This window comes from Pseudomonas sp. JE3303 (assembly GCF_056312565.1).
In genome coordinates this window covers 1-21589 of the sequence record NZ_JBWGIF010000023.1, presented here as the reverse complement: position 1 = coordinate 21589, position 21589 = coordinate 1, and the positions used below count along the sequence as shown (strand labels likewise).

Genomic DNA, 21589 nt, shown 5'->3' with positions numbered 1-21589 from the left:
AGGGCCGCAAAGCGGCCCCTATCCCAGGCGACCCGGTTTTTTCAGGTAGATGGGGGTCGCCTGGTTTGGGGCCGCTTTGCGGCCCTTTCGCGCGGTCCGGCGTCCCGGCACGAGGCCGCTCCTACAAAGGTCAGGTGGTGACTGTCAGTTGGCGGTCAGCCTGAGGTTCTCGGCCGCGGGCTTGCCGTCGAAGGTGGTCACTCCGTCGAGCCAGCGCTTCTGGTCCTCGGGGTGGTCCTTGAGCCATTGCCGGGCAGAATCCAGCGGGTCCTTGTGATCGAGCAGCGGCTGCATCATCCGGCTCTCGTCCTCGGCGCTGAAGGTCAGGTTGGCCAGCAGCCGGTGGGCGTTGGGGCAGCGCTCGGCGTAGTCCGGCGCGGTCACTGTCCATACCGTTGCACGGCCTTCATCCGGCCCCAGGGCATCCTGGCTGTCACCCAGGTACACCATGTCGACGTTGACGTTCATCGGGTGCGGGGCCCAGCCGAAGAACACCACCGCTTGCTTGCGCCGCACGGCGCGGTCGACGGCGGCAAGCATGCCGGCCTCGCTGGACTCGACCAGCTGGAACTTGCCGAGCCCGAACTGGTTCTTGCTGATCATCGCCTTGATCTGGGTGTTGGCCCCCGATCCCGGCTCGATGCCATAGATCTTGCCGCCCAGCTCTTTCTCGAACTTGTGGATGTCGGCAAAGGTTTTCAGGCCCTTGTCCGCCAGGTAACGGGGCACCGCCAGGGTCGCCCGGGCATCTTCCAGGCTGGGCTTCTCCAGCACCTTCACTTGCTGCTGTTCCACGAAGGGGCTGATGGTCTGGGTCATGATCGGGTTCCAGTAGCCGAGGAACATGTCCAGGCGCTGGTCACGGATGCCCGCGAAGATGATCTGTTGCGAGGCGCTGGTCTGCTTTGTCTGGTAACCCAGGCCGTCGAGCAGCACCTGGGCCATGGCGCTGGTGGCGATGACGTCGGTCCAGTTGACCACGCCCAGGCGCACGTTCTTGCAGGTGGCGGGCTCGGCGGCGAATACGGGAGCACTCAAGGTGGCGCTGACGGCAATGGTCAGCAGGCTGCGGCGGATCAAGCGGTGCATGGTGGCTCCTCCAACGGCAGTGCATATTGTTATGGGGCCGGTCTCTCTGGACCGTGGGGCATACGTTACGCGGCCGGTGCAGTGGAAAATCGCACGCTGGCGACTCAGACTAGTACACAAGCGACCAGCCCCTTTTCAGGATGCCCAGCCGATGCCCGACACGATCCACTTTCTGCTGCTGCCCGGCTTTTCGGCCATGGGCTTCATCTCCGCGCTGGAGCCCTTGCGCGTGGCCAACCGCTTTCGTCCAGGGCTCTACCGCTGGCGCGTGCTGAGCCTCGACGGCGGGCCGGTGCAGGCCAGCAATGGCATGTCGGTGAATGCCGATGCGGCGCTGGATGGGGTAGAGAAAGGGCGGATGCTGCTGGTGGTCGCCGGGTTCGATCCGCTGGCGGCGTATGGCCAGGCGTTGCAGCTCAGCCTGCGCAAGCTCGACCATGAGGGTGTGGTGCTCGGCGGAATCGATACCGGCGCAGTGGTGCTGGCCGAGGCCGGGTTGCTCGATGGCCATCGGGCGACCTTGCACTGGGAGGCGCTCGAAGCCTTCAAGGAAAACTATCCCCGGCTCGAGGTGACCCAGGAGCTGTTCGAGATCGACCGTCGGCGCATCACGTGCGCGGGCGGCACGGCGTCGATCGACCTGATGCTGGACCTGATCGCTGCGGCCCACGGCAGCGAGCTTGCGGTGCAGGTGTCCGAGCAGTTCGTCCTCGGCCGTATCCGCCCGCGCAAGGATCACCAGCGCATGCAGATCGCCTCGCGCTATGGCATCAGCAACAAGAAGCTGGTGCGGGTGATCGGGGAGATGGAGGCCAATACCGAGCAGTTGCTCAACACCCAGGTGCTGGCGGACCGCATCCAGGTAACCCGGCGGCAACTGGAGCGGCTGTTCAGGCTGTACCTGCATGACACGCCAAGCGGGTTCTACCTGCGTTTGCGGCTGGACAAGGCGAGGCAATTGCTGAAGCAGACGGACCTGAGTGTGCTGGAGGTGAGCATCGCCTGCGGGTTCGAGTCGGGGTCGTATTTCACCCGGTGCTACCGGGGGCGGTTTGGGCGGTGCCCGCGGGAGGACAGGCAGGCCGCTCCTGCGCTCGAGTGAACACTCACCCCGGTGCTGCACTCCAATCCGGTATATCCGCCTCAGCCCACGACGGCACCAGAACCGGGGGGTTTAAATGTCTCGTCTGCCTATCATCGGCGTCTGCGCCTGCTCATGGAAAATCGGCCCGCATGCCGTCCAGATCAATGACGACAAGTACTCGCGGGCAGTGGCGACCGCGGCCAAGGGCCTGCCCGTCATCATTCCCCTGTTCCCCGAGCTGTTGACCCCCGCCGAGCTGATCGATGGCCTGGACGGGCTGCTCTTCACTGGTTCACCCTCCAACATCGAACCTCACCACTACGACGGCCCGCCCAGCCCGCCGGGTACCCAGCACGATGCCGCCCGAGATCACCTGGCATTGCCGCTCTGGCGCGCTGCAGTCGAGGCGGGCATTCCTGTGCTGGGAATCTGCCGTGGCTTCCAGGAGATGAACGTGGCGTTCGGCGGCACGCTCCATCAGCAACTCGATGGCCCGGGCGCCGAGCACGAGCCGCCGGGCAACGAACCCGTCGAAGACCAATACGCCCCCGCCCACGCGATTACCGTACGGCCGGGCGGGATGCTGGAGCGACTCGGCCTGTCGGGAGTGATCGAGGTCAATTCCGTTCACGGCCAGGGCATCGCGCGGGTAGGGCAGGGCTTGCGGATTGAGGCGGTGGCCGAGGATGGGTTGGTGGAAGGGCTTTCCGTGGAAGGCAGCAAGGCCTTCGCATTGGGCGTGCAGTGGCACCCCGAGTGGCAGGTGATGTTCTATCCAGACTACCTGGCCATCTTCCAGGCCTTTGGCGATGCCTGCCGCACGCGGGCGGAGCAGCGTGCGGCTGGGGAGTAAAGGATCGCGCTCTACGCGCCGTTGCGCGGCCTTACCCGCCGTTCATACGCCGCCAGCACAATCCGCTCCGACTGCACCAGGTACCCCTCCAACATCCGGGTAGCGTCGTCTGCCCGACCTTCTTCAACGCAGCGCAGGATCGCGGCGTTCATGTCCAGGTAGGGGAGGTGAAGAAACTCAGGGTCATCCAGCACCCCGAAGGCTAGCCTCAGTTCCGCCGATATCTGCGCATAGAACACCATCAACCGTGGACTATCAGCAAGCTCGACGATCGCCCGGTGAAACGCCATGTTCGCGGTGCCCACGCCTACCCAGTCCTTGGCTTCTCGTGCCCGCATCCCGGCCTCGACAGCCTTGCGCATTTCCACCGCGCCCGGATGCAGCGGGAAACCCTGGGCGATGGCCTTGCATTCGATGAATCGCCGCACCCGGTAGATGTCGATGATCGTCGCCATGTCCGGCTCCGCCACGGTCACGCCCCGGTTCGGCTCGTGCTTGAGCAACCCTTCTCGCGTCAGCACCCGAAACGCTTCGCGCAGGGTGTTGCGCGAGATCTGCAGCGTCTCCGCGAGCGCCGTTTCACTCAGCCGCTGCCCAGGCACCAGTTCGCCTTCGACCAGCATTCTGCGGACTTCCTGGGTAACGGATTCGCCCAGGGAACGAGGGTGGGAGGCGGGGATGTCGGTCATGTGCGGTCCGGAAAGTAGGGGGCGAATGGATGTTCAACGAGAGCACGGCCTGTGGCAAGGAGCAAAGGTGCCGAGTGCTTCATCTGGTAGCACGCTTGAGTGAATGAGTAACAATGTGGTGCATGTTGATCACGCATACACACAGGATTGTTGAACAATCCAAGCCGCATCATCCCTCACTTGTACGCCTTTTGCCGCACTCTGGCACACCTATTGCTCTCCAGCACTATCTCCCATTGAAGGAATGATGCCCGTGACCCAGATGGCGCTTGAGTTCACCAAGGCGCGACGATCGTCCTTGATCGCTGCGATCTTCATGATGGCGACCTCAGCCATCGGCCCTGGTTTCCTGACCCAGACTGCGACTTTCACCGCTACGTTGGGCGCTGCGTTCGCGTTCGGCATCCTGGCGTCGATCCTGATCGACTTCGTGGTGCAGCTGAACGTCTGGCGCATCGTCACGCTGACCCGCATGCGCGCCGCGGACCTGGCCAACGTGGCGATTCCGGGAAGTGGGTATGTGCTGGCGGTGCTGGTGATCTTTGGCGGGCTGGTGTTCAGCCTGGGCAACATCGCGGGCGCTGGATTGGGGCTCAATGCGCTGATCGGCCTGGACCCCAAGTGGGGCGGTGCGATCGGCGCGCTGATCGCCATCGGGATTTTCTCGTCGCACCGTGCGGGCATCGCCATGGACCGGATCATGATCGTGCTGGGCACGCTGAAGATCGGCCTGATCATCTTCGCGGCCTTCGCTTCTCATCCGCCACTCGGCGAGGCGTTGCGGCAGGCGGTGTGGCCTGACTTTGTCGACTTCGCCTCGATCACCACCATCGTGGGTGGCACGGTCGGTGGCTACATCACCTATGCGGGCGCGCACCGGCTGCTCGATCGCGGCACGGTGGGGGTGGAGAACATCGAGGCGGTGTCCAAGGCGGCGCTGACCGGGATCCTGGTCACGGGTATCGCGCGCTATGTGCTGTTCCTGGCGATTCTCGGGGTGGTGGCCAGTGGTGTGGTCATCGATGTGTCGGGGCAGGCGGCGAATCCGGCGGCGCAGGCCTTCGGCGCGGCGGCGGGCGATGCCGGGATGATGATGTTCGGGCTGGTGCTGTTCGCAGCGGGGATCAGCAGCGTGATTGGCGCTTCGTATACCTCGATGTCGTTCATCACGGTGTTCTCCAAAGGCATCACCGAGCGCGGACGCCACCTGGCGACCGTCGGTTTCATTCTGGTCGCGCTGCTCGTATACCTGACGGCAGGCAAGCCGCCGGCGGCACTGCTGGTATTCGCCGGTGGCTTCAATGGCCTGATCCTGCCGCTGGGCCTTAGCATCTTCATGTACGTGGGCTGGCGCCGCTCGGACCTGATGGAGGGCTACCACTACCCACGCTGGCTGCTGGTGCTGGGCGTGCTGACGTGCGTGCTGTCCTGGTACATGGCGTACATGTCGGCCGGTGCCATCTTTGCCTTTATCAGCGCAGCCTGACTGCCATGGAGACTATCTGAATGAATGCCATTGACCTCAACAGCGACCTGGGCGAGAGCTTCGGCGCCTGGAGCATGGGCGACGATGCGGCGATGCTCGAGATCGTCACGAGCGCGAACGTCGCCTGCGGGTTTCACGCGGGCGACCCGGCGGGCATCCTGCGCACGTTGGAAGCCGCTGCGGCACGTGGCGTGGCCGTCGGCGCGCACGTGGCCTATCCCGACCTGGTGGGATTCGGGCGGCGCAACATGAATGTGCCGGCCGACCAGTTGACCGCCGATGTGATCTACCAGATCGGCGCGTTGCAGGGGCTGGCGCGCAGCGTCGGCACCCGGGTGAGCTATGTGAAGCCCCATGGCGCGCTGTACAACACCATCGCAGGCGATCGTGGGCAGGCTGACGCGGTGATCGAGGCGCTGCTGCGCATCGATCCGCAACTCAAGCTGGTGTGCCTGGCGAATTCGCCGTTGCTCGAATGGGCCCGTGCAGCGGGACTGACCTGCGTGGCCGAAGCCTTCGCCGACCGCGCGTATACCGCGCAAGGCACGCTGGTATCGCGCTCGCGGCCCGGCGCGGTGCTGCACGATGTGGAGCTGATCGCCCAGCGCATGCTGCGGCTCGTGCAGGAGGGCGTCATCGAGGCCGAGGACGGGCAATTGATCAGCCTGCAGGCGGATTCGATCTGCGTGCATGGCGACAGTCCCGACGCGGTCGGCATTGCCCGCACGCTGAAAAGCCGCCTGCTGGACGCAGGCACCACCCTTCGCGCATTCACTTGAGGTCGACCATGAACGCACTCCAGCAAGCCCGGCAGGCGGCCATCGCCGCGCGCGCCCGTTACCGTGATGGCCTGGTGTCGCCCACTGCGGGCCATGCGCCCGGGCTGACCCAGGCCAACATGATCTGCCTGCCGCGCGAGTGGGCCTACGATTTCCTGCTGTTCGCCCAGCGCAATCCCCAGGCGTGCCCGGTGCTCGATGTCACCGAGCCGGGCAGCCATTCCACTTTTCTTGCCGAAAACGCCGACCTGCGCACCGACCTGCCGTTGTACCGGGTATGGCGCGATGGGCAACTGGCGGAAGAAGTGAGCGACGTGCGCGGGCTGTGGGCGGAGCATACCGACCTGGTGAGTTTCCTGATCGGTTGCAGCTTCACCTTCGAGACCGACCTGCTGAACGCGGGCATCGATGTGCGCCATATCAGCGAAGGCTGCAACGTGCCCATGTACCGCACCAATCGCGCCTGCCGGCCGGCGGGTCGGTTGCAGGGGGAGATGGTGGTGTCGATGCGCCCGGTCCCCGCCGACCGCGTGGCGGACGCGGTCAAGATCACCGCACGCTACCCGGGCGTGCATGGCGCGCCGGTGCACGTGGGCGAGCCCGGGCTGCTGGGCATCGAGGACATCTCGCGGCCGGACTTTGGTGACGCCGTGACGATCAGGCCGGGCGAGATCCCGGTGTTCTGGGCGTGCGGGGTGACGCCGCAGGCGGTGGTCATGGCCTCGCAAGTGCCATTCGCGATTTCGCACGCGCCGGGGCACATGTTCATCACCGACGTCCCCGACGGCTATTACCACGTATAGGAGTGGATCATGCGTTTCTATCCGGTCGGTCTGGATGCGCTGCTGGTCGAGTTGGCGAACCTGGACGAGACCCTCGCGCTGTTCGATGCCTTGCAGCAGGCGCCTATCGCGGGGGTGCAGGAGATCGTGCCTGCGGCCCGCACATTGCTGGTGTATTTCCGCCCCAGCGCGATCAGTCGCCAGGCGCTCGTCGCCGAGATCTCCACGCGTGACCTGCGTGGCAAGGTGCGTGAGGCGGGCAAGGTGGTCGAGATTCCCGTGCACTACAACGGCGAAGACCTGGCCGATGTCGCGCACGAGTTGGGCATCAGCACCGAAGAGGTGATCCGGCGCCATACGGGCAGTGAGTATGACGTGGCGTTCTGCGGCTTCGCGCCGGGGTTTGCGTACCTGAGCGGTGGCGCGGGGTTCATGGTGCCGCGCCGCAGTACGCCGCGCACCCGCATTCCCGCAGGCGCCGTGGCGTTGGCTGGTGGTTTCAGCGGGGTCTATCCGCAGGCGAGCCCCGGTGGCTGGCAGATCATCGGCGTAACCCCGATGAAGATGTGGGACCTGCAGCGTGACGAGCCCGCGTTGCTGCAGCCGGGATACCGTGTGCGGTTTGTCGATGCTGGCGCTGAGGCGAGTGTGTCGGTGGCCGTGCCGAGCCTGCCCGAGACGGCGGCGGTGAGCGGGGACTGTCTGGAGATTCTGACGCCGGGCCTGCAGACCCTGCTCCAGGACCTGGGACGCCCCGGGCGGGCGGCGCAGGGTGTATCGGCCTCCGGCGCGCTCGATCGCGGCGCCTTGCGCGCGGCCAATCGCGCGGTGGGCAATGAGCAAGGCAGTGCCTGCCTTGAAGTGCTCATGGGCGGCCTGAGCATCGTCTGTCATGGCCAGACCGTCGCGGCGGTGACGGGTGCAGAGGCGCGCATCGAAGTGCGCAGCGCGTCGGGCGAGGTCGTGCGCCCGGCGTTGTATGCGCCTTTCATCTTGCAGGACGGGGATCGGGTCAGCCTCCAGGCGCCTTCCGCCGGACTGCGCAACTACCTGGCCATTCGGGGCGGCTTCACCCACGCGCCCGTGCTTGGCAGCCTGTCCACCGACACCCTGGCCCAGGTCGGCCCGGCGCCCCTTGCTGCAGGCGACCGTCTCGGCTTCCACTCTCGAGTGGGCGGCGCGGCGGTATCGCTCGATGAGGCACCCGCGTTCGCCATGCCTCGCGCCGATCAGGTCATCACCCTGGATGTGCTGATGGGCCCGCGCAGCGACTGGTTCACGCCCGAGGCCCAGGCGCTGCTGGCAGGGCAGACCTGGCAGGTGACGCCGCAGTCGAACCGTATCGGCATCCGGCTGGCCGGTGAACATGCCCTGACGCGCGCCGTTGATGGCGAGCTGCCCAGCGAAGGCACCGCGGTCGGCGCTATCCAGGTGCCTGCCAGTGGCCAGCCGGTGCTGTTTCTGGCGGATCACCCGCTCACCGGGGGCTACCCGGTGATTGGCGTGGTCGCGCCTTATCACCTCGACCTGGCCGGGCAGATCCCGGTCAACGCGCGTATTCGCTTCAATCCGCTGGGCGCCTTCGAGCCCGTGCGGCCAGCCCTTTCAGACGAGATCCAAGACAGATGAAAAAGGTTCTGATCGCCAACCGTGGCGAAATCGCCGTGCGAATCGCCCGTGCCTGCCGTGACTACGGGGTCGCCTCAGTGGCCGTCTACGCGGACGCCGACATCGACGCCCTGCATGTGCAGCAGGCGGATGAAGCGTATGCACTGCAGGGCCAGCGGGCCGCCGATACCTACCTGGATATCCAGAAACTGCTGGCGGTCGCGGCGCGTGCCGGGGCCGATGCCGTGCACCCTGGGTATGGTTTTCTTTCAGAGCGGGCGGATTTTGCCCGTGCGGTACTCGAGGCTGGCCTGACCTGGATCGGCCCTGATCCCGACACCATCGACGCGCTGGGTGACAAGGTGCAGGCGCGCCGTATTGCGCTGAAGGTGGGCGCACCGCTGGTGGCGGGCACCGACGGCCCGGTGCAGGACGCCGGTGAAGTGCTGGCGTTCGCCGAGCAGCATGGCCTGCCGATCGCCATCAAGGCCGCGTTCGGGGGCGGTGGGCGAGGGCTGAAAGTGGCCTGGCAGCTGGACGAAGTCAGCGACCTGTATGAGTCCGCCGTGCGCGAAGCCATTGCCGCGTTTGGGCGAGGAGAGTGTTTTGTCGAACGGTTCCTGCATCGTCCCCGGCATATCGAGGCGCAGATCATCGCCGACCGCCACGGTCGCGTCGTGGTGGTGGGCACGCGCGACTGCTCGTTGCAGCGCCGTAACCAGAAGCTCATCGAAGAAGCGCCAGCGCCGTATCTTGATGATGCGCTGCGTCAGCGGATCCACGAGTCTGCCCAGAGCATCTGCGCCGAGGCGGGGTATGTCGGGGCCGGCACGGTGGAGTTTCTGCTTAGCGCGGATGGGACGTTGTCGTTCCTTGAGGTGAACACCCGGCTGCAGGTGGAGCACCCCGTCACCGAAGAGACCAGTGGCATCGACCTGGTGATCGAGCAATTGCGCGTTGCCGACGGCTTGCCGCTGTCGTTCGAGTCGACGCCCGCGCCGCGCGGGCACAGCTTCGAGTTCCGGATCAATGCCGAGGATGCGGGCAATGGATTCCTGCCGACACCTGGCGCCATCGAACGCTTCCAGCCGCCGAGTGGCCCGGGCGTACGGCTCGATACCGGCGTGGTCGAAGGCTCGCGGGTTTCGCCGAACTTCGACTCCATGATCGCCAAGCTGATCGTGACCGGCGCCACCCGCGACCAGGCTATCCGCCGTGCGCGTCGAGCCCTGGCGGAATTCAAGATCGACGGTGTGGCGACGGTGCTGCCGTTTCACCGGGCGGTGATGGATCACAACGACTTCACGGCGCCCGATACCTTTGCCGTGCATACGCGTTGGATCGAGACTGACTTCGCCGAGCGCGTCACGATAGCGCCGCGTAGTGCCGTGGCGGCGGATGCGGGCGTGGTGCGTACCTTTGTCGAGATCGACGGGAAGCGGCATGAGCTGGGGTTGCCAGCGGCGTTGCTGGCGGGCATCAGCATGAACGGTCCGGCCGGTGCCGTCGTTGAAGACGAAGCGGCAGCGCCGGGCATTGATCCGCACGCGGTGGTGACGCCGGTTGCGGGGAATCTGCATGCGTGGGTGGTTGAAGACGGCACTGTCGTGGAGGCCGGGCAGGTGATTGCGGTCATGGAGGCGATGAAGATGGAGACGTCGGTGGTGGCGCCTTGTGGGGGGAGGCTGCAGGTTTCGGGGGAAGCTGGGCAGTATTACGAGGCACGGGCGGGGATTGGGCGTGTTGAGAGTGATCAGTAACTTGCGATAGCTGAGAAAGGCATCCAGTTTTTGTGGGGCTTCAGCTGCGAACACCGGCGCAGCCGGTGCCAGGCACCGCGTCGACCTCTTCGCGGCTGAAGCCGCCCCCACAGGAGTGACGGCGCTGCGATGCATGCCGTGATGGGTGGCCTGGCCGCCGAAGCGGCTGGCGGAAGCTTCAAGGCAGGCGCGGTGAGCGCGGGGCTGAACTCAGTTGCGAGTCACTTATATTTAGATCATCTAAAGTACAAAGGCCTCGCGGCATGATCAAACAATCCCATGCATGAAAAACTCAACAGGAACCTTGAAGAATTCAGAAAAGCCTTTTATTTGAGCGACAGTCATTTTTCTCTTGTTATTTAGAATTTCAGAAACAGCACTCTGCGTGGCTATCTCGGACAAGTCCTTTTGTTTGACTCCCCTGTCTGAAATTAGAAAGGCTAGTGCTTCCGACTGAGATGAGTAAGGAATTAAAACTGTTTCGGTTTCGTACTCATGCACGCGATCAGCAACCAGCTCCGCAAATCGTGCGGCTGCGTGGTCTTCACTATCCGCATGGGAGTAAAGCTCATCGATTATCGCCATCCGCCCCTGCAGTTCATCATCGCTTTTAATTGGATCATGACATGCAGACAACAACTGAGCCAGCGTAGCTATTTGATCGCTTAGGCCATCAAGCATGGGTGAAATATTAGCTATGAAGGAATCTAGTCCAGTGGCTTCGATCTTATCACGCTTCATCTTGTCACCTATAATTACACTATGCATGGATAGAACGGCTCATATGAATCAACTACTTAACGTCACTCTTGCACCACTTGTCATATCCAGCGTGAGGCAAAATGTCTTTTATATAGATGGTGCCATTCCGGGGATTAATCCACGAAATAAGCCGGCACTCATTTTTCTTGATATCGAAGACATAGATATCAAGAGGCCCCTTCTTGCTTGTATGCCTTAGCTTAGAGTGAGGGACTCGATCGACGTTCCATCCAGATGCGGAGGCCCAGGTCTCTCGAAGCTGCTCAAAGGACTCAAAGCGAAGGGTCGGCCTGTCGAAGGTGGTCAGCCACAAGCTCAGAGGGGCTTTCCATTGGCTATGGGCTTCAATGGCTTGCGCAACCGCCGCTTTTGCTATTACTCGCATTATTCTAGTTCTCGGCGTCCCTACTTGGAAGCGACATTATCGCGGATCCAGATATCTGTCAAGCAGATATCTGGATCGGTAACGCATCGGCGTGGTAGCACTTATCACCGAGCAATGACCGACATCCACTAACGCACGCCATCGGCGCTTCGTGCCTGTTTTCAAAAGCCGTCATGCTTTCCACTGAGACGGTCTATTCTGGCCAGCATTCCCAGCCATGAAGTCGCAGATGTGCACGACCCCTCCACACCTGACCGTAACCCATGGACAGTCTTCCTGATCTTTCTACGAGTGGGTTTGACCTCATTCGGCGGCCCCGTCGCTCACCTTGGCTATTTCCGCGATGAGTTCGTGGTCCGCCGCCAGTGGCTCAGCGAGCGCAGCTACGCGGATCTGGTCGCCCTGTGCCAGTTTCTACCGGGCCCGGCCAGTAGTCAGGTCGGGATGGCGCTGGGGATGTCCCGATGCGGCTACGCTGGAGCGGTCGCTGCCTGGACGGGATTCACACTGCCCTCGGCGTTCATCCTGATTCTCTTTGCGATGGGGCTCGCTGAATACGCGAATGTGATCCCGGTTGGCGCGTTGCATGGCTTGAAGGTGGTGGCCGTGGCTGTGGTCGCGCAAGCGGTCTGGGGGATGGCTCGCACGCTTTGTCCAGACGTGGCGCGAATTGGCATCATGGTGGCGACCAGCTGCTTTGTCCTGCTGATGCCGTCCGCCTGGGCGCAGGTGGGAAGTATCGCCGTGGCAGCGATCATCGGCCTGCTCCTGTTCAAGCCGCAGCTGGGCGAAGCGCCTGAAGCCTTGCCGTTTACCCTTCGACGTCGCGTGGGCCTGTGGTGGCTGTTGGCGTTCTTCGCGCTGCTGGTGGGATTGCCCGCGCTGACGGCCTTGTATCCGAGTCACACGTTGGCCCTGGTAGACGCGTTCTACCGGGTCGGCGCATTGGTATTTGGTGGCGGGCATGTCGTGCTGCCGCTGTTGCAAGCGGAAGTGGTGCACGCTGGCTGGGTCGGCAACGATACTTTCGTGGCGGGCTATGGTGCGGCGCAGGCCATTCCGGGGCCGCTGTTCACATTTGCGGCGTTTCTGGGTGCTTCGATGAACCAGGCGCCGAGTGGGTGGCTCGGGGGGATTGTTTGCCTGGTCGCGATCTTTGCGCCGTCTTTCCTGCTGGTCATGGGCGCTTTGCCGTTCTGGCAGGAGCTGCGGGAATACCACCGCATGCAAGCGGCGATGATGGGGATCAATGCCTGCGTGGTCGGGCTGCTGCTGGCTGCGCTTTATCAGCCGGTATGGACTGGTGCGATTCAAGGTCCGGTGGACGTTGTGTGGGCATTGGTGGCGCTGGTTGCGTTGATGGTCTGGAAACTACCGCCTTGGTTGGTGGTGATCGGCGGCGGCGTCGTTGGTGGGGTGGTGGGGGTTTTGTTCTGACGCCGCCGCGGCGGTCCACTGGACGCGCAGGTACTAGCCCTTGTAGGAGCGGCCTTGTGTCGCGAAGCGGGCCCGGAGGGACCGTAAAACCTGCCACTTCGGTGTTTCAGGCAAACGGTGCCGACTGGTTTACGACCGCTGCGCGGCCGCTTCGCGCGGTCCGGCGTCCCGGCACAAGGCCGCTCCTACAGGGGCTGGCAAAGCCAGCCCAGCCAGGCCGGGAAGCCAGCCCGGCCATATTCGTCTGCCGTCCGGCTGTCAGACCTTCAGCACAAGCTTCCCGAAGTTCTCGCCGCTGAACAGCTTCAACAACGTCTCAGGGAAGGTTTCAAGACCTTCCACCACATCCTCCTTGCTCTTCACCTTGCCGCTGTCCAACCAGCCGGCGATTTCCTTGGCAGCCTTGTCGTAGTTGGCCAGGTGATCAAACACGATGAACCCTTCCATCCGCGCGCGGTTCACCAGCAACGACAGGTAGTTGGCCGGGCCTTTTACCGCTTCCTTGTTGTTGTACTGGCTGATCGCACCACAGATCACCACGCGGGCCTTGAAGTTGATGCGGCTGAGCACGGCATCGAGGATATCGCCGCCAACGTTGTCGAAATACACGTCGACGCCCTTGGGACACTCGCGCTTGAGACCGGCGAGCACGTCTTCGGCCTTGTAGTCGATGACGCCGTCGAACCCGAGCTCATCCTTGAGGTATTGGCACTTCTGGGCGCCACCCGCGATACCGACCACGCGGCAGCCTTTGATCTTGGCGATCTGGCCGACAATGCTGCCGACCGCCCCCGCAGCGCCGGAGATGACGACGGTGTCGCCTTCCTTGGGCTGGCCGACTTCCAGCAGGGCGAAGTAGGCGGTCATGCCGGTCATGCCCAGGGCCGAGAGGTAGACGGGCAGGGGGGCGAGGTTGGGGTCGATCTTGTGCAGGCCCTTGGGCTCGCCGACAAAGTAGTCCTGCACACCGAGGGCGCCGTTGACGTGGTCGCCGGGCTTGTAGTCGGGGTGGTTGGAGCTGATCACTTCGCCAACGGCCAGGGCGCGCATGACTTCGCCGAGACCGACGGGTGGAATGTAGGACTTGCCCTCGTTCATCCAGCCACGCATGGCGGGGTCGAGGGACAGGTAGAGGTTCTTGACGACGATCTGGCCGTCGCTGGCTTCGCCCACCGGTACTTCTTCGTAGGTGAAGTCATCGCGGCGCACGGCACCGACAGGGCGTTTGGTAAGCAGGAAGCGGCGGTTGGTCTGGGTCATGGACTGGCCTCGAGTGGATGGGCAATGTGTGTAGATAGTCTGTCAGCCACCAATGGGCAAGGTTCAACGGCCCCGGCGAATGAGCGCCCATCATTCCCTGTGATCGGCCGAGCGCGCAGGCAACCTGCGTTCAGCCCCGGCGCGGATTGAGGATCAGCAGCGTCAACACGCCCGCGACGATGCCCCAGAACGCCGAACCGATCGAGAACAGCGTCAGTCCCGAGGCCGTGACCATGAAGGTGATCAACGCTGCCTCGCGCTCGCGCGCTTCGCCCATAGCTACAGTCAGGCCGTTCATGATCGAGCCGAACAATGCCAGGGCCGCGATCGACAGCACCAGCTCCTTGGGCAAGGCGGCGAACAGCGCCGCGAGGGTGGCACCGAATACGCCGGCGATGCCGTAGAAGATCCCGCACCACACGGCGGCGGTGTAGCGCTTGGACGGGTCTTCATGGGCATGGGGGCCGGTGCAGATGGCGGCGCTGATGGCGGCGAGGTTGATGCCGTGGGAGCCGAACGGGGCCAGCAGCAGCGAGGCGAAACCGGTGGCGGAGATCAGCGGCGAGGCGGGCACCTGGTAACCGTCGGCGCGCAGTACGGCGATGCCTGGCATGTTCTGCGAGGTCATGGCGACGACGAACAGCGGGATGCCGATGCTGATGGTCGCGGCGAGGGAGAAGCTTGGCGTGGTCCAGACTGGCGTCGCGACTTCGAGGCTGAAGGCGCTGAAGTCCAGCAGGCCGAGGACACCGGACAACGCAGTGCCGACCACCAGCGCGGCCAGCACGCAATAGCGGGGCGACAGGCGCTTGACCAGCAGGTAGCTGAAGAACATCCCCAGTACCAGCAGGGTACGGTGCTGCGCGGCGACGAAGATCTCGCTGCCGATCTTGAACAGGATCCCGGCCAGCAGCGCCGAGGCCAGCGAGGCGGGGATGCGTTTTACCAGGCGCTCGAAGCTGCCGGTCAGGCCGCAGGCCAGCACCAGCAGCGCGCAGGTGATGTAGGCGCCGATGGCCTCGCCATAGCTGACGCCGCCCAGGCTGGTGATCAGCAAGGCCGCGCCGGGGGTGGACCAGGCGATGGTGATGGGGGTGCGGTAGCGCAGTGACAGGCCGATGCTGCAGATGGCCATGCCGATGGACAGTGCCCAGATCCAGGAAGAGATCTGCGCGGTGGTCAGGCCCGCCGCTTGCCCGGCCTGGAACATCAGCACCAGGGAGCTGGTGTAGCCGGTGAGCATTGCGATGAAGCCGGCGACGACGGCGGAGGGGGAGGTGTCGGCCAACGGGCGCAGGGGCGCGGTGGTGGCGTCGGGCATGGGGACGGTCCTTGTACGGGTAAGCAATTGTTTCAGCGTACCGTGCAGGGAAGGGATTGTTGCGATACAGCAGGGACTGCATTCGGCCGTACAGTCGCCTGGAGCGGAGTTCAGCCTGGCTTTAGAGCTGCTGTATGGCTGCGGGCCTCTTCGCTGGCAAGCCAGCTCCCACAGGTACTGTGCAGATCCCAAGGGCAGCGCTGAAACTGTGGGAGCTGGCTTGCCAGCGAAGAGGCCATCAGCAACGCAGCAGGCAGGCTCAGACCGCGGAGAACCGCTTGTCCAGGTAGGCGATGATCGCCTTGGATTCATACATCCAGGTCGTCTGCCCATCTTCTTCGATCCGCAGGCACGGCACCTTCACCCGGCCGCCGCCTTCAAGCAGCGCCTGGCGATGTAGAGGGTCGTTCTTGGCGTCACGCAGGGCGACGGGGACGTTCAGCCGGTGCAGGGTACGGCGGGTCTTCACGCAGAATGGGCACGCATGGAACTGGTACAGGCTGAGCCCGCGCGCTTGCTGTTCGACAAGGGCCTGGGCGGCGGGGGCGCGCTTGCGCTTGGCCGGGCGGCTGATCCAGTCGCCGAACACGATGAGCTGGCCGAGGCCGACCCGCAGGGCTTTGACGATCATGGCTACTCCTGATCTTTCACTAATGCAGAAAAAAGCCGACCCCGTGGGTCGGCTCCTGGCCCAGGCCGATCACTTGATCAGGCTGAGAAACTCCATGCGCGTGGCGGCATTGTCGCGGAACGCGCCGAGCATCACCGAGGTGACCATGCTCGAGTTCTGTTTCTCGACACCGCGCATCATCATGCACATGTGCTTGGCTTCGATGACCACGGCGACACCGACCGCGCCAGTCACCTGCTGGATCGCCTCGGCGATCTGGCGGCTCATGTTTTCCTGGATCTGCAGTCGGCGCGCATACATGTCGACGATGCGCGCGACCTTGGACAGGCCCAGGACCTTGCCCGAAGGCAGGTAGGCGACATGAGCCTTGCCGATGAAGGGCAGCAGGTGGTGCTCGCACAGCGAGTACAGCTCGATGTCCTTGACCAGGACCATCTCGCTGTTGTCGGAGCTGAACAGCGCGCCGTTGGTGACGTCTTCCAGGGTCTGTTCATAACCGCGGCAAAGGTACTTCATGGCCTTTGCAGCCCGCTTGGGCGTGTCGAGCAGGCCCTCGCGGGAGATGTCCTCGCCAAGTTGGCCGAGAATCTCGGTGTAGTTCTGTTCCAGGGACATGGATCCTAACCTGTGGGAAATATTCGCAAAGAGGAAGGGTACGGCGGCAATGCCAACGCTGCAAGCGCGGCGTTACTCGTCGCGCCCATCGAGCATGGTTCGCTTGAGCATCACATACACCGCGCCGGTGCCGCCGTGGCGGGGCTGGCACGAGGTAAAGCCGAGCACTTGCGGGTGCTGGCGCAGCCAGGTGTTGACGTGGCTCTTGATCATCGGGCGCTTGCCGTCGAGCCGCGCGGCCTTGCCATGGGTGACGCGGGCGCAGCGCACTTCCAGGCGGGTAGCTTCGGCGATGAAGGCCCAGAGGGTCTCGCGGGCCTTCTCCACGTTCATGCCATGCAGGTCGAGGCTGCCCTCGAAGGGGATCTGGCCGAGCTTGAGCTTGCGCAGCTGGGTTTCCTGCACGCCGTCGCGACGCCATTCGAGGGCATCCTCGGCTCCGACATCGATGACGAACTGGTCCGACAAGCCGTCGATCACCAGCGCCTGGCCACTGCTTACCGTGGCGGCCTCGCGAAGGCCTGCCAACTGCTTGCGGTCAGCCTTGGGCTTGCCGGTTTCGGCGCGGTCGTTCTTTATGGGCTTGACGCCCCGCACCTCGCTGCGGAACAGGGAAAAATCGTCGTCTTGCATGCGTGCCTCCACCTGGACGGCGTAGTTTACGCGAGTCCCTGGCAGCGTCGTACAGTCAATCGTGCTTTTTCATCAGGTGCGGGGAGAGGTTGAGCTCACGGCCACGACGCAGGCGAATACGGCTGCGGCGCCACAAGCGTACGCCGATGTAGAGCAACAGCAGGCCGACGCCCAGCAGGATGAGGGCGAGTGGCCGGTTGGCGTTGAGTTCGGCGAGGGCGGCGTAATTGCCCAGGAGACCGGCGAAGCCCGCCATGGCGAGCAGGATGCCGAAGGTCGCCAGCAGGGCGGAAAAGGCCGCGGCCAGGCGCGCGCCCCAGTTGCCGTGCTCACGTTGGCGCAGGCGCTTTGCGTCGAAACCATCGGAGCGTTTCATCGCGAGTTCCTCAGTGGATCTTCGGAGTTCGACTCGCTGCCCGCCTGCCGGTTCCGCCCGGGCTGCCGGGCGGTCGTGGCTCAGATCAGGCTGGCCGTGGGGGCCACGCAAGCGAAGTTGTCGGCCATGACGGCCATTTCGCCCTGGTGGATCTGCGCGGCCGGGATGATCGTGTCCTTGTAGGCCAGGTCACGGGTGGCCGAGGCATCTTCCACCAGGGTGCAGCGATAACCATAGTCCTTGGCGCGGCGTACGGTGGTGCTGACGCTCGAATGGCTCATGAAACCGCAGACAATCAGGTCAAGCGTGCCGAACTGCTGCAGGATTTCGTGCAGGTTGGTGTTCTTGAAGGCATTGGGCATGCGTTTTTCGATGACGGTCTCGTCGCCACGCGGCTCCAGCCCGGGGATGAACTCGCCGCGGCTGCCCTGGGGGTCGAACAGGCCACCCACGGTGCCCAGGTGCCGGACATGGACGATCGGGCGCCCGGCCTTGCGCGCAGCGTCGAGCAGCTTGGCGATGTTGGCCACGGCCTCATCCATGCCCGACAGCGCCAGCGGACCGCTGAGGTATTCCTTTTGCGCATCGATAATCACCAGGCTGGCTTGGCTCAGCTTGGCCGGGGGATATGCGCGGCCAGTGAGGTGGAACATCGTCGTTGGAACGGACATCAAGGGCTCCTTTGGATAGGGCTTTTGCCGGCTATTGTCCCTTGCCTTGACGCCGTTGGGAATGCTTGACAGTGCAACCTGCATGATTACTGGTCTGTGGGCTCGCCGTACGGCACGGCGGCGTCCATTTAGGTGCCGGGGCTGGTAGACTTTCGCACTGTATTCAAAGGAGTTTGCCGTGATCACTTCCCGCCTGCGCACTCTGCGCGACCATATCCGTTGGGCGGTCAGCCGCTTCCATGAGCATGACCTGTTTTTCGGCCACGGGGCTGACAACGCCTGGGACGAGGCCCGCGTGCTTGTGCTGGGCGCGGTGCATCTGCCATGGGAGGTGGCCGACAGCTATCTGGACTGCCAGCTCGAGGATGACGAACGGGTGCGTCTGCAGCACCTGCTCAAGCGGCGGATCGAAGACCGCGTGCCGGCGGCTTACCTGTTGGGTGAAGCCTGGTTCTGCGGAATGTCGTTCAAGGTTGACGAGCGCGTGCTGGTGCCACGTTCGCCGATTGGCGAGCTGATCGAAAATCGTTTCGAGCCGTGGCTGGGCGATGAGCCTGCGCGCATTCTCGACCTGTGCACGGGGTCTGGCTGCATCGGTATCGTCGCTGCCGATGTGTTCCCGGAGGCCGAAGTGGTGTTGGCGGACCTGTCGTTCGAGGCGCTGGAAGTGGCCAACCAGAACATCGAGCGGCATGGCCTGGACGAGCGTGTGTACACCGTGCAGGGCGATGGTTTTGCCGGTCTGCCTGGGCAGCGTTTCGACCTGATCCTGTCCAACCCGCCTTATGTGGACGCCGAAGATTTCGCCGACATGCCTGCCGAGTATCAGCACGAGCCGGAACTGGGCCTTGCCTGTGGTAATGATGGCCTGGACCTGGTACGCCGGATGCTGGCCGAGGCCGCGGATCACCTGACCGAGAAGGGTTTGCTGATCGTCGAGGTGGGCAACAGCCAGGTGCATGTCGAGTCTCTATACCCCGAGGTGGACTTTGCCTGGCTGGAGTTCGAGCGTGGCGGGCATGGCGTGTTCATGCTGACGGCCGAGCAGTGCCGGGAGCATCAGGCGGTGTTTGCCTCGCGGGTGTGACGCCGGAGGGCCTGTGTGTGTAGGAGCGGCCTTGTGCCGGGACGCCGGACCACATCAGGCCCAGAACGGACCGCATCCGTCGACAACAGGGCACCGCTCACCTACCGCGTGGCAATCCAGATCAGCAACCCCGCCTGAAATAGCGCGAACGCCACCAGGCATGTAATGGTGAATCGCAACCCGCCATCCTCGCGCTGGTACTTGGCCACGCGCTCATCCCGCTCGCGCAGCTGCGCTTCTTTCTCCTGCAGGGTCTGCTCGGCCTGCTGGAGCATCCCGGCAGCGTCGACGATGTCCACGCGCTGTACTTTCTCGGTGTTCCAGCCGCCCTTGAGCTGGCCGACCGGGACCGCTTCATAGCGCCCCTTGAGGTGCTGGGTGTCGGCATATTCGACCTCCAGCCCGTGGCTGCGCAGCAGGTGGTCGCGGCGCAGGCGGCTGTCTTCGTTCAGGGCATCCTTGCTGGGCAGGTCCATGCCTTCGACGTGATAGTGCGGCCACCTGCGCTGGGCCCACTGCACCGCCTGGGCGATGAGGAAGCGGCCCAGTCCACGGTTCAGCGGTTCGAGCTGCAGGCCGCTGTCACCGCAAATCCGCAGGCGCTGCTCGGCATGGTCGACCCACACGTCCAGGCGGTTCTGCTCTTTGCGGGTTTTCTGCCCAGGCAGGCGAAGTTCCATGCGCAGCAGGCTGTGGGTCTTGTCGTGTCGCTCGGCACGGCCAAATTGCACAAACCGCAACGGTCGCGCGCCACTGCTGCGCTCAGTAGGCAAAGGCGCCAGGCGCAGCAGCTGGAAATGTTCGGCAGCCACCTCGGCCCAGGGCAGGGGAGCTGCTTGTGGTGCCTCGGTCGCTTCGGGGGCGGCGTCTGTCATCAGGGGGTGTCCGGTTCTATCCTCGATACCCTGTTATCGGCCAACACCCCGGGGACCTGAGCCCGCACGTCTCAGGACGACGGCAGGCCACGGATGAACTCGACGATCCGCGTGCCCAGCTCGCTGGCCAGGGGCAGCTCGGGATTGTTGTAGCTGTCCCGTTGCTCGCTGATGTCCCGCGGGCTGATGCGCAGCATGTGGTTCATGCCGTTGATCAGCGCAAGCTCGGCGTCGGGCTTGGCGGCCTGGAGGCGCTGGGCGTCCTCGACTTCCACTTGCACGTCGTTGCGTCCCTGGATAATCAGCGCCGGGACCTTGAGCCGGGCGAAGGCGGCTGCCGGGTTCTGGCGGAACAGCGAGATCAGGTAGGGCTGCACGCTCGGCCGGAACACTTCGCGCAGGGGCCCGGGCACATCAAGGCTGGTCTGCCCGGCCTGCAGGCGATCGATCAGCGCATTGCCGCGCGCGAGGTCATCGGGCTTCAGGCGCTGGGCCAGTTGCTCGCGCAATACCTGGTCGACCGGGCGGCCGCTCCCGGCCAGGGTGATCACGGCACTGGCGCCGGCCTGCCCGGCGGCGAGGCTGGCGATCAGCGCGCCCTCGCTGTGGCCCAGCATGACCAGCGGGCCGAAGCGCGGGTTGGCCTTGATTTTGCGTCCCCAGGCCACGGCATCGGCGACATAGCGCTCGACGCTGAGGTCGCGTTCGTCCGGCGTCGCTGGCTGGCTCGCGGCGACCCCACGCTTGTCATAGCGCACGCTGGCGATGTTCTGGCGCGCCAGCAGCAGGGCCAGCTGCTTGAGGTTGTCGATGCGCCCGCCGGCCGGGTTGTTGCCGTCGCGGTCGGTAGGTCCCGAGCCCGCGATGATCAGCACCACCGGTGGCGGCGTGTCGCCGCGCGGCAGCAACAGGCTGCCGTGCAGGGTGCCCTGGTCGGTGTCGAGGCTGATCGGACGTTGCAGGACGGTGGGGGCGGCGGCCTGGGCAAGGCTGGCACAGAACAGCAAAAGCAGGGCGGCAAGGCGCGGCATCATGGGACTACTGTCAGGGAGGATGGTGGTTCGACTCGGGGTGGGGGAGAAGGTTCGGGGGGGCGTGGTTTGCCATTGGCATCGAGCGCCGTGCGCTTGGGCCTTGTGGCGCCCTTGAGATCGAGCGCCGTGCGCTTGGGGCCTTGTGGCGCCCTTGAGATCGAGCGCCGTGCGCTTGGGGCCTTGTGGCGCCGCTGATATCGAGCGCCGCCCGCGCGGCGCATCGCGGGACAAGCCCGCTCCCACAATTGTTGCAACGTGCCATGGCCTGACAGATTGGAGTCTTAGCCTTGTTTGTACGACGAAGGTCTTGGGGTGAGCACACCGGCCCTCCACAGTCTTCCGCCATGCACCAAGGCTAACAACCCAAACCCC

Annotated in this window: 22 protein-coding genes; 9 read left to right on the top strand and 13 right to left on the bottom strand. The window is 64.3% G+C overall.

Features of this window, described 5'->3' with window-relative positions; genetic code table 11:
* Window positions 1-144: 144 nt before the first annotated feature.
* Window positions 145-1089 carry a choline ABC transporter substrate-binding protein gene (gene choX / locus AC0ZZU_RS23725; RefSeq protein ID WP_476343843.1) on the bottom strand — a complete coding sequence of 315 codons (945 nt, stop codon included), beginning with the start codon at window positions 1087-1089 and terminating at the stop codon, window positions 145-147.
* Between the two features lie 151 nt (window positions 1090-1240).
* Here choX and AC0ZZU_RS23720 point away from each other — a divergent pair, with 151 nt between their 5' ends.
* Both AC0ZZU_RS23720 and AC0ZZU_RS23715 read left to right on the top strand, forming a co-directional pair.
* Window positions 1241-2191, top strand: coding sequence for a GlxA family transcriptional regulator (locus AC0ZZU_RS23720; RefSeq protein WP_476343841.1), 951 nt, complete (start codon window positions 1241-1243; stop codon window positions 2189-2191).
* A 76-nt stretch (window positions 2192-2267) separates the two neighbouring features.
* On the top strand, window positions 2268-3026 hold the full coding sequence (locus AC0ZZU_RS23715; RefSeq protein ID WP_476343839.1) for a gamma-glutamyl-gamma-aminobutyrate hydrolase family protein: 759 nt from the start codon (window positions 2268-2270) through the stop codon (window positions 3024-3026).
* A gap of 11 nt (window positions 3027-3037) precedes the next feature.
* Here the strand turns inward: AC0ZZU_RS23715 and AC0ZZU_RS23710 are convergent, their stop codons facing one another.
* On the bottom strand, window positions 3038-3649 hold the full coding sequence (locus tag AC0ZZU_RS23710; protein WP_476343845.1) for a GntR family transcriptional regulator: 612 nt from the start codon (window positions 3647-3649) through the stop codon (window positions 3038-3040).
* Window positions 3650-3959: 310 nt separating this feature from the next.
* On the opposite strand from AC0ZZU_RS23710, the gene AC0ZZU_RS23705 reads away from it, so the two are divergent.
* From AC0ZZU_RS23705 to AC0ZZU_RS23685, 5 genes are read left to right on the top strand one after another with little or no spacing between them, the layout of a single operon-like run.
* Window positions 3960-5201, top strand: coding sequence for an NRAMP family divalent metal transporter (locus AC0ZZU_RS23705; RefSeq protein WP_476343837.1), 1242 nt, complete (start codon window positions 3960-3962; stop codon window positions 5199-5201).
* Between the two features lie 20 nt (window positions 5202-5221).
* The gene (locus AC0ZZU_RS23700; protein WP_476343835.1) at window positions 5222-5980 is read left to right on the top strand and encodes a LamB/YcsF family protein; all 759 of its coding nucleotides are present in this window, start codon (window positions 5222-5224) and stop codon (window positions 5978-5980) included.
* Window positions 5981-5988: 8 nt separating this feature from the next.
* Window positions 5989-6783, top strand: a complete 795-nt coding sequence (locus AC0ZZU_RS23695) for a putative hydro-lyase (protein WP_476343833.1) — start codon at window positions 5989-5991, stop codon at window positions 6781-6783.
* Window positions 6784-6792: 9 nt separating this feature from the next.
* The gene (locus tag AC0ZZU_RS23690) at window positions 6793-8391 is read left to right on the top strand and encodes a 5-oxoprolinase subunit B/C family protein (RefSeq protein ID WP_476343831.1); all 1599 of its coding nucleotides are present in this window, start codon (window positions 6793-6795) and stop codon (window positions 8389-8391) included.
* On the top strand, window positions 8388-10130 hold the full coding sequence (locus AC0ZZU_RS23685; protein ID WP_476343829.1) for an acetyl/propionyl/methylcrotonyl-CoA carboxylase subunit alpha: 1743 nt from the start codon (window positions 8388-8390) through the stop codon (window positions 10128-10130). The genes AC0ZZU_RS23690 and AC0ZZU_RS23685 overlap by 4 nt, the downstream gene beginning before the upstream one ends.
* A 267-nt stretch (window positions 10131-10397) precedes the next feature.
* On the opposite strand, the gene AC0ZZU_RS23680 is transcribed toward AC0ZZU_RS23685, so the two are convergent.
* Window positions 10398-10871, bottom strand: coding sequence for a helix-turn-helix domain-containing protein (locus AC0ZZU_RS23680; protein ID WP_476343827.1), 474 nt, complete (start codon window positions 10869-10871; stop codon window positions 10398-10400).
* Window positions 10872-10923: 52 nt separating this feature from the next.
* A complete protein-coding gene (locus AC0ZZU_RS23675; protein WP_476343825.1) occupies window positions 10924-11277 on the bottom strand; it encodes a type II toxin-antitoxin system HigB family toxin in 354 nt (117 codons plus the stop codon).
* Between the two features lie 231 nt (window positions 11278-11508).
* Between AC0ZZU_RS23675 and chrA the strand changes: the two genes are divergently transcribed.
* Window positions 11509-12714 carry a chromate efflux transporter gene (gene chrA / locus AC0ZZU_RS23670; RefSeq protein ID WP_476343823.1) on the top strand — a complete coding sequence of 402 codons (1206 nt, stop codon included), beginning with the start codon at window positions 11509-11511 and terminating at the stop codon, window positions 12712-12714.
* 258 nt (window positions 12715-12972) lie between these two features.
* Here the strand turns inward: chrA and AC0ZZU_RS23665 are convergent, their stop codons facing one another.
* From AC0ZZU_RS23665 to AC0ZZU_RS23635, 7 genes are all read right to left on the bottom strand, one after another.
* Window positions 12973-13974: an NADP-dependent oxidoreductase gene (locus AC0ZZU_RS23665; RefSeq protein WP_476343821.1), complete on the bottom strand. Its 1002-nt coding sequence runs from the start codon at window positions 13972-13974 to the stop codon at window positions 12973-12975.
* Between the two features lie 130 nt (window positions 13975-14104).
* Window positions 14105-15295, bottom strand: a complete 1191-nt coding sequence (locus AC0ZZU_RS23660; protein ID WP_476343819.1) for a benzoate/H(+) symporter BenE family transporter — start codon at window positions 15293-15295, stop codon at window positions 14105-14107.
* Window positions 15296-15554: 259 nt separating this feature from the next.
* Window positions 15555-15926, bottom strand: coding sequence for a glutaredoxin family protein (locus tag AC0ZZU_RS23655; protein ID WP_476343817.1), 372 nt, complete (start codon window positions 15924-15926; stop codon window positions 15555-15557).
* A 69-nt stretch (window positions 15927-15995) separates the two neighbouring features.
* Window positions 15996-16541 carry a GTP cyclohydrolase I FolE gene (gene folE / locus AC0ZZU_RS23650; protein WP_158458871.1) on the bottom strand — a complete coding sequence of 182 codons (546 nt, stop codon included), beginning with the start codon at window positions 16539-16541 and terminating at the stop codon, window positions 15996-15998.
* A 72-nt stretch (window positions 16542-16613) separates the two neighbouring features.
* On the bottom strand, window positions 16614-17174 hold the full coding sequence (locus tag AC0ZZU_RS23645) for a Smr/MutS family protein (protein WP_476343815.1): 561 nt from the start codon (window positions 17172-17174) through the stop codon (window positions 16614-16616).
* A gap of 55 nt (window positions 17175-17229) precedes the next feature.
* Window positions 17230-17550 carry a hypothetical protein gene (locus AC0ZZU_RS23640; RefSeq protein ID WP_476343813.1) on the bottom strand — a complete coding sequence of 107 codons (321 nt, stop codon included), beginning with the start codon at window positions 17548-17550 and terminating at the stop codon, window positions 17230-17232.
* 80 nt (window positions 17551-17630) lie between these two features.
* Window positions 17631-18221 (bottom strand): cysteine hydrolase family protein, encoded by a 591-nt coding sequence (locus AC0ZZU_RS23635; RefSeq protein WP_476343812.1) that lies wholly within the window; start codon window positions 18219-18221, stop codon window positions 17631-17633.
* A 178-nt stretch (window positions 18222-18399) separates the two neighbouring features.
* On the opposite strand from AC0ZZU_RS23635, the gene prmB reads away from it, so the two are divergent.
* Window positions 18400-19308, top strand: coding sequence for a 50S ribosomal protein L3 N(5)-glutamine methyltransferase (prmB, locus tag AC0ZZU_RS23630; protein ID WP_476343810.1), 909 nt, complete (start codon window positions 18400-18402; stop codon window positions 19306-19308).
* A 101-nt stretch (window positions 19309-19409) separates the two neighbouring features.
* Here prmB and AC0ZZU_RS23625 read toward each other — a convergent pair whose 3' ends face one another.
* Together AC0ZZU_RS23625 and AC0ZZU_RS23620 are read right to left on the bottom strand one after the other, a co-directional pair.
* Window positions 19410-20183 (bottom strand): hypothetical protein, encoded by a 774-nt coding sequence (locus AC0ZZU_RS23625; RefSeq protein ID WP_476343808.1) that lies wholly within the window; start codon window positions 20181-20183, stop codon window positions 19410-19412.
* Between the two features lie 71 nt (window positions 20184-20254).
* Entirely contained in the window at window positions 20255-21217 is a 963-nt protein-coding gene (locus tag AC0ZZU_RS23620; protein WP_476343806.1) for an alpha/beta hydrolase, read from the bottom strand.
* Window positions 21218-21589 lie beyond the last annotated feature (372 nt).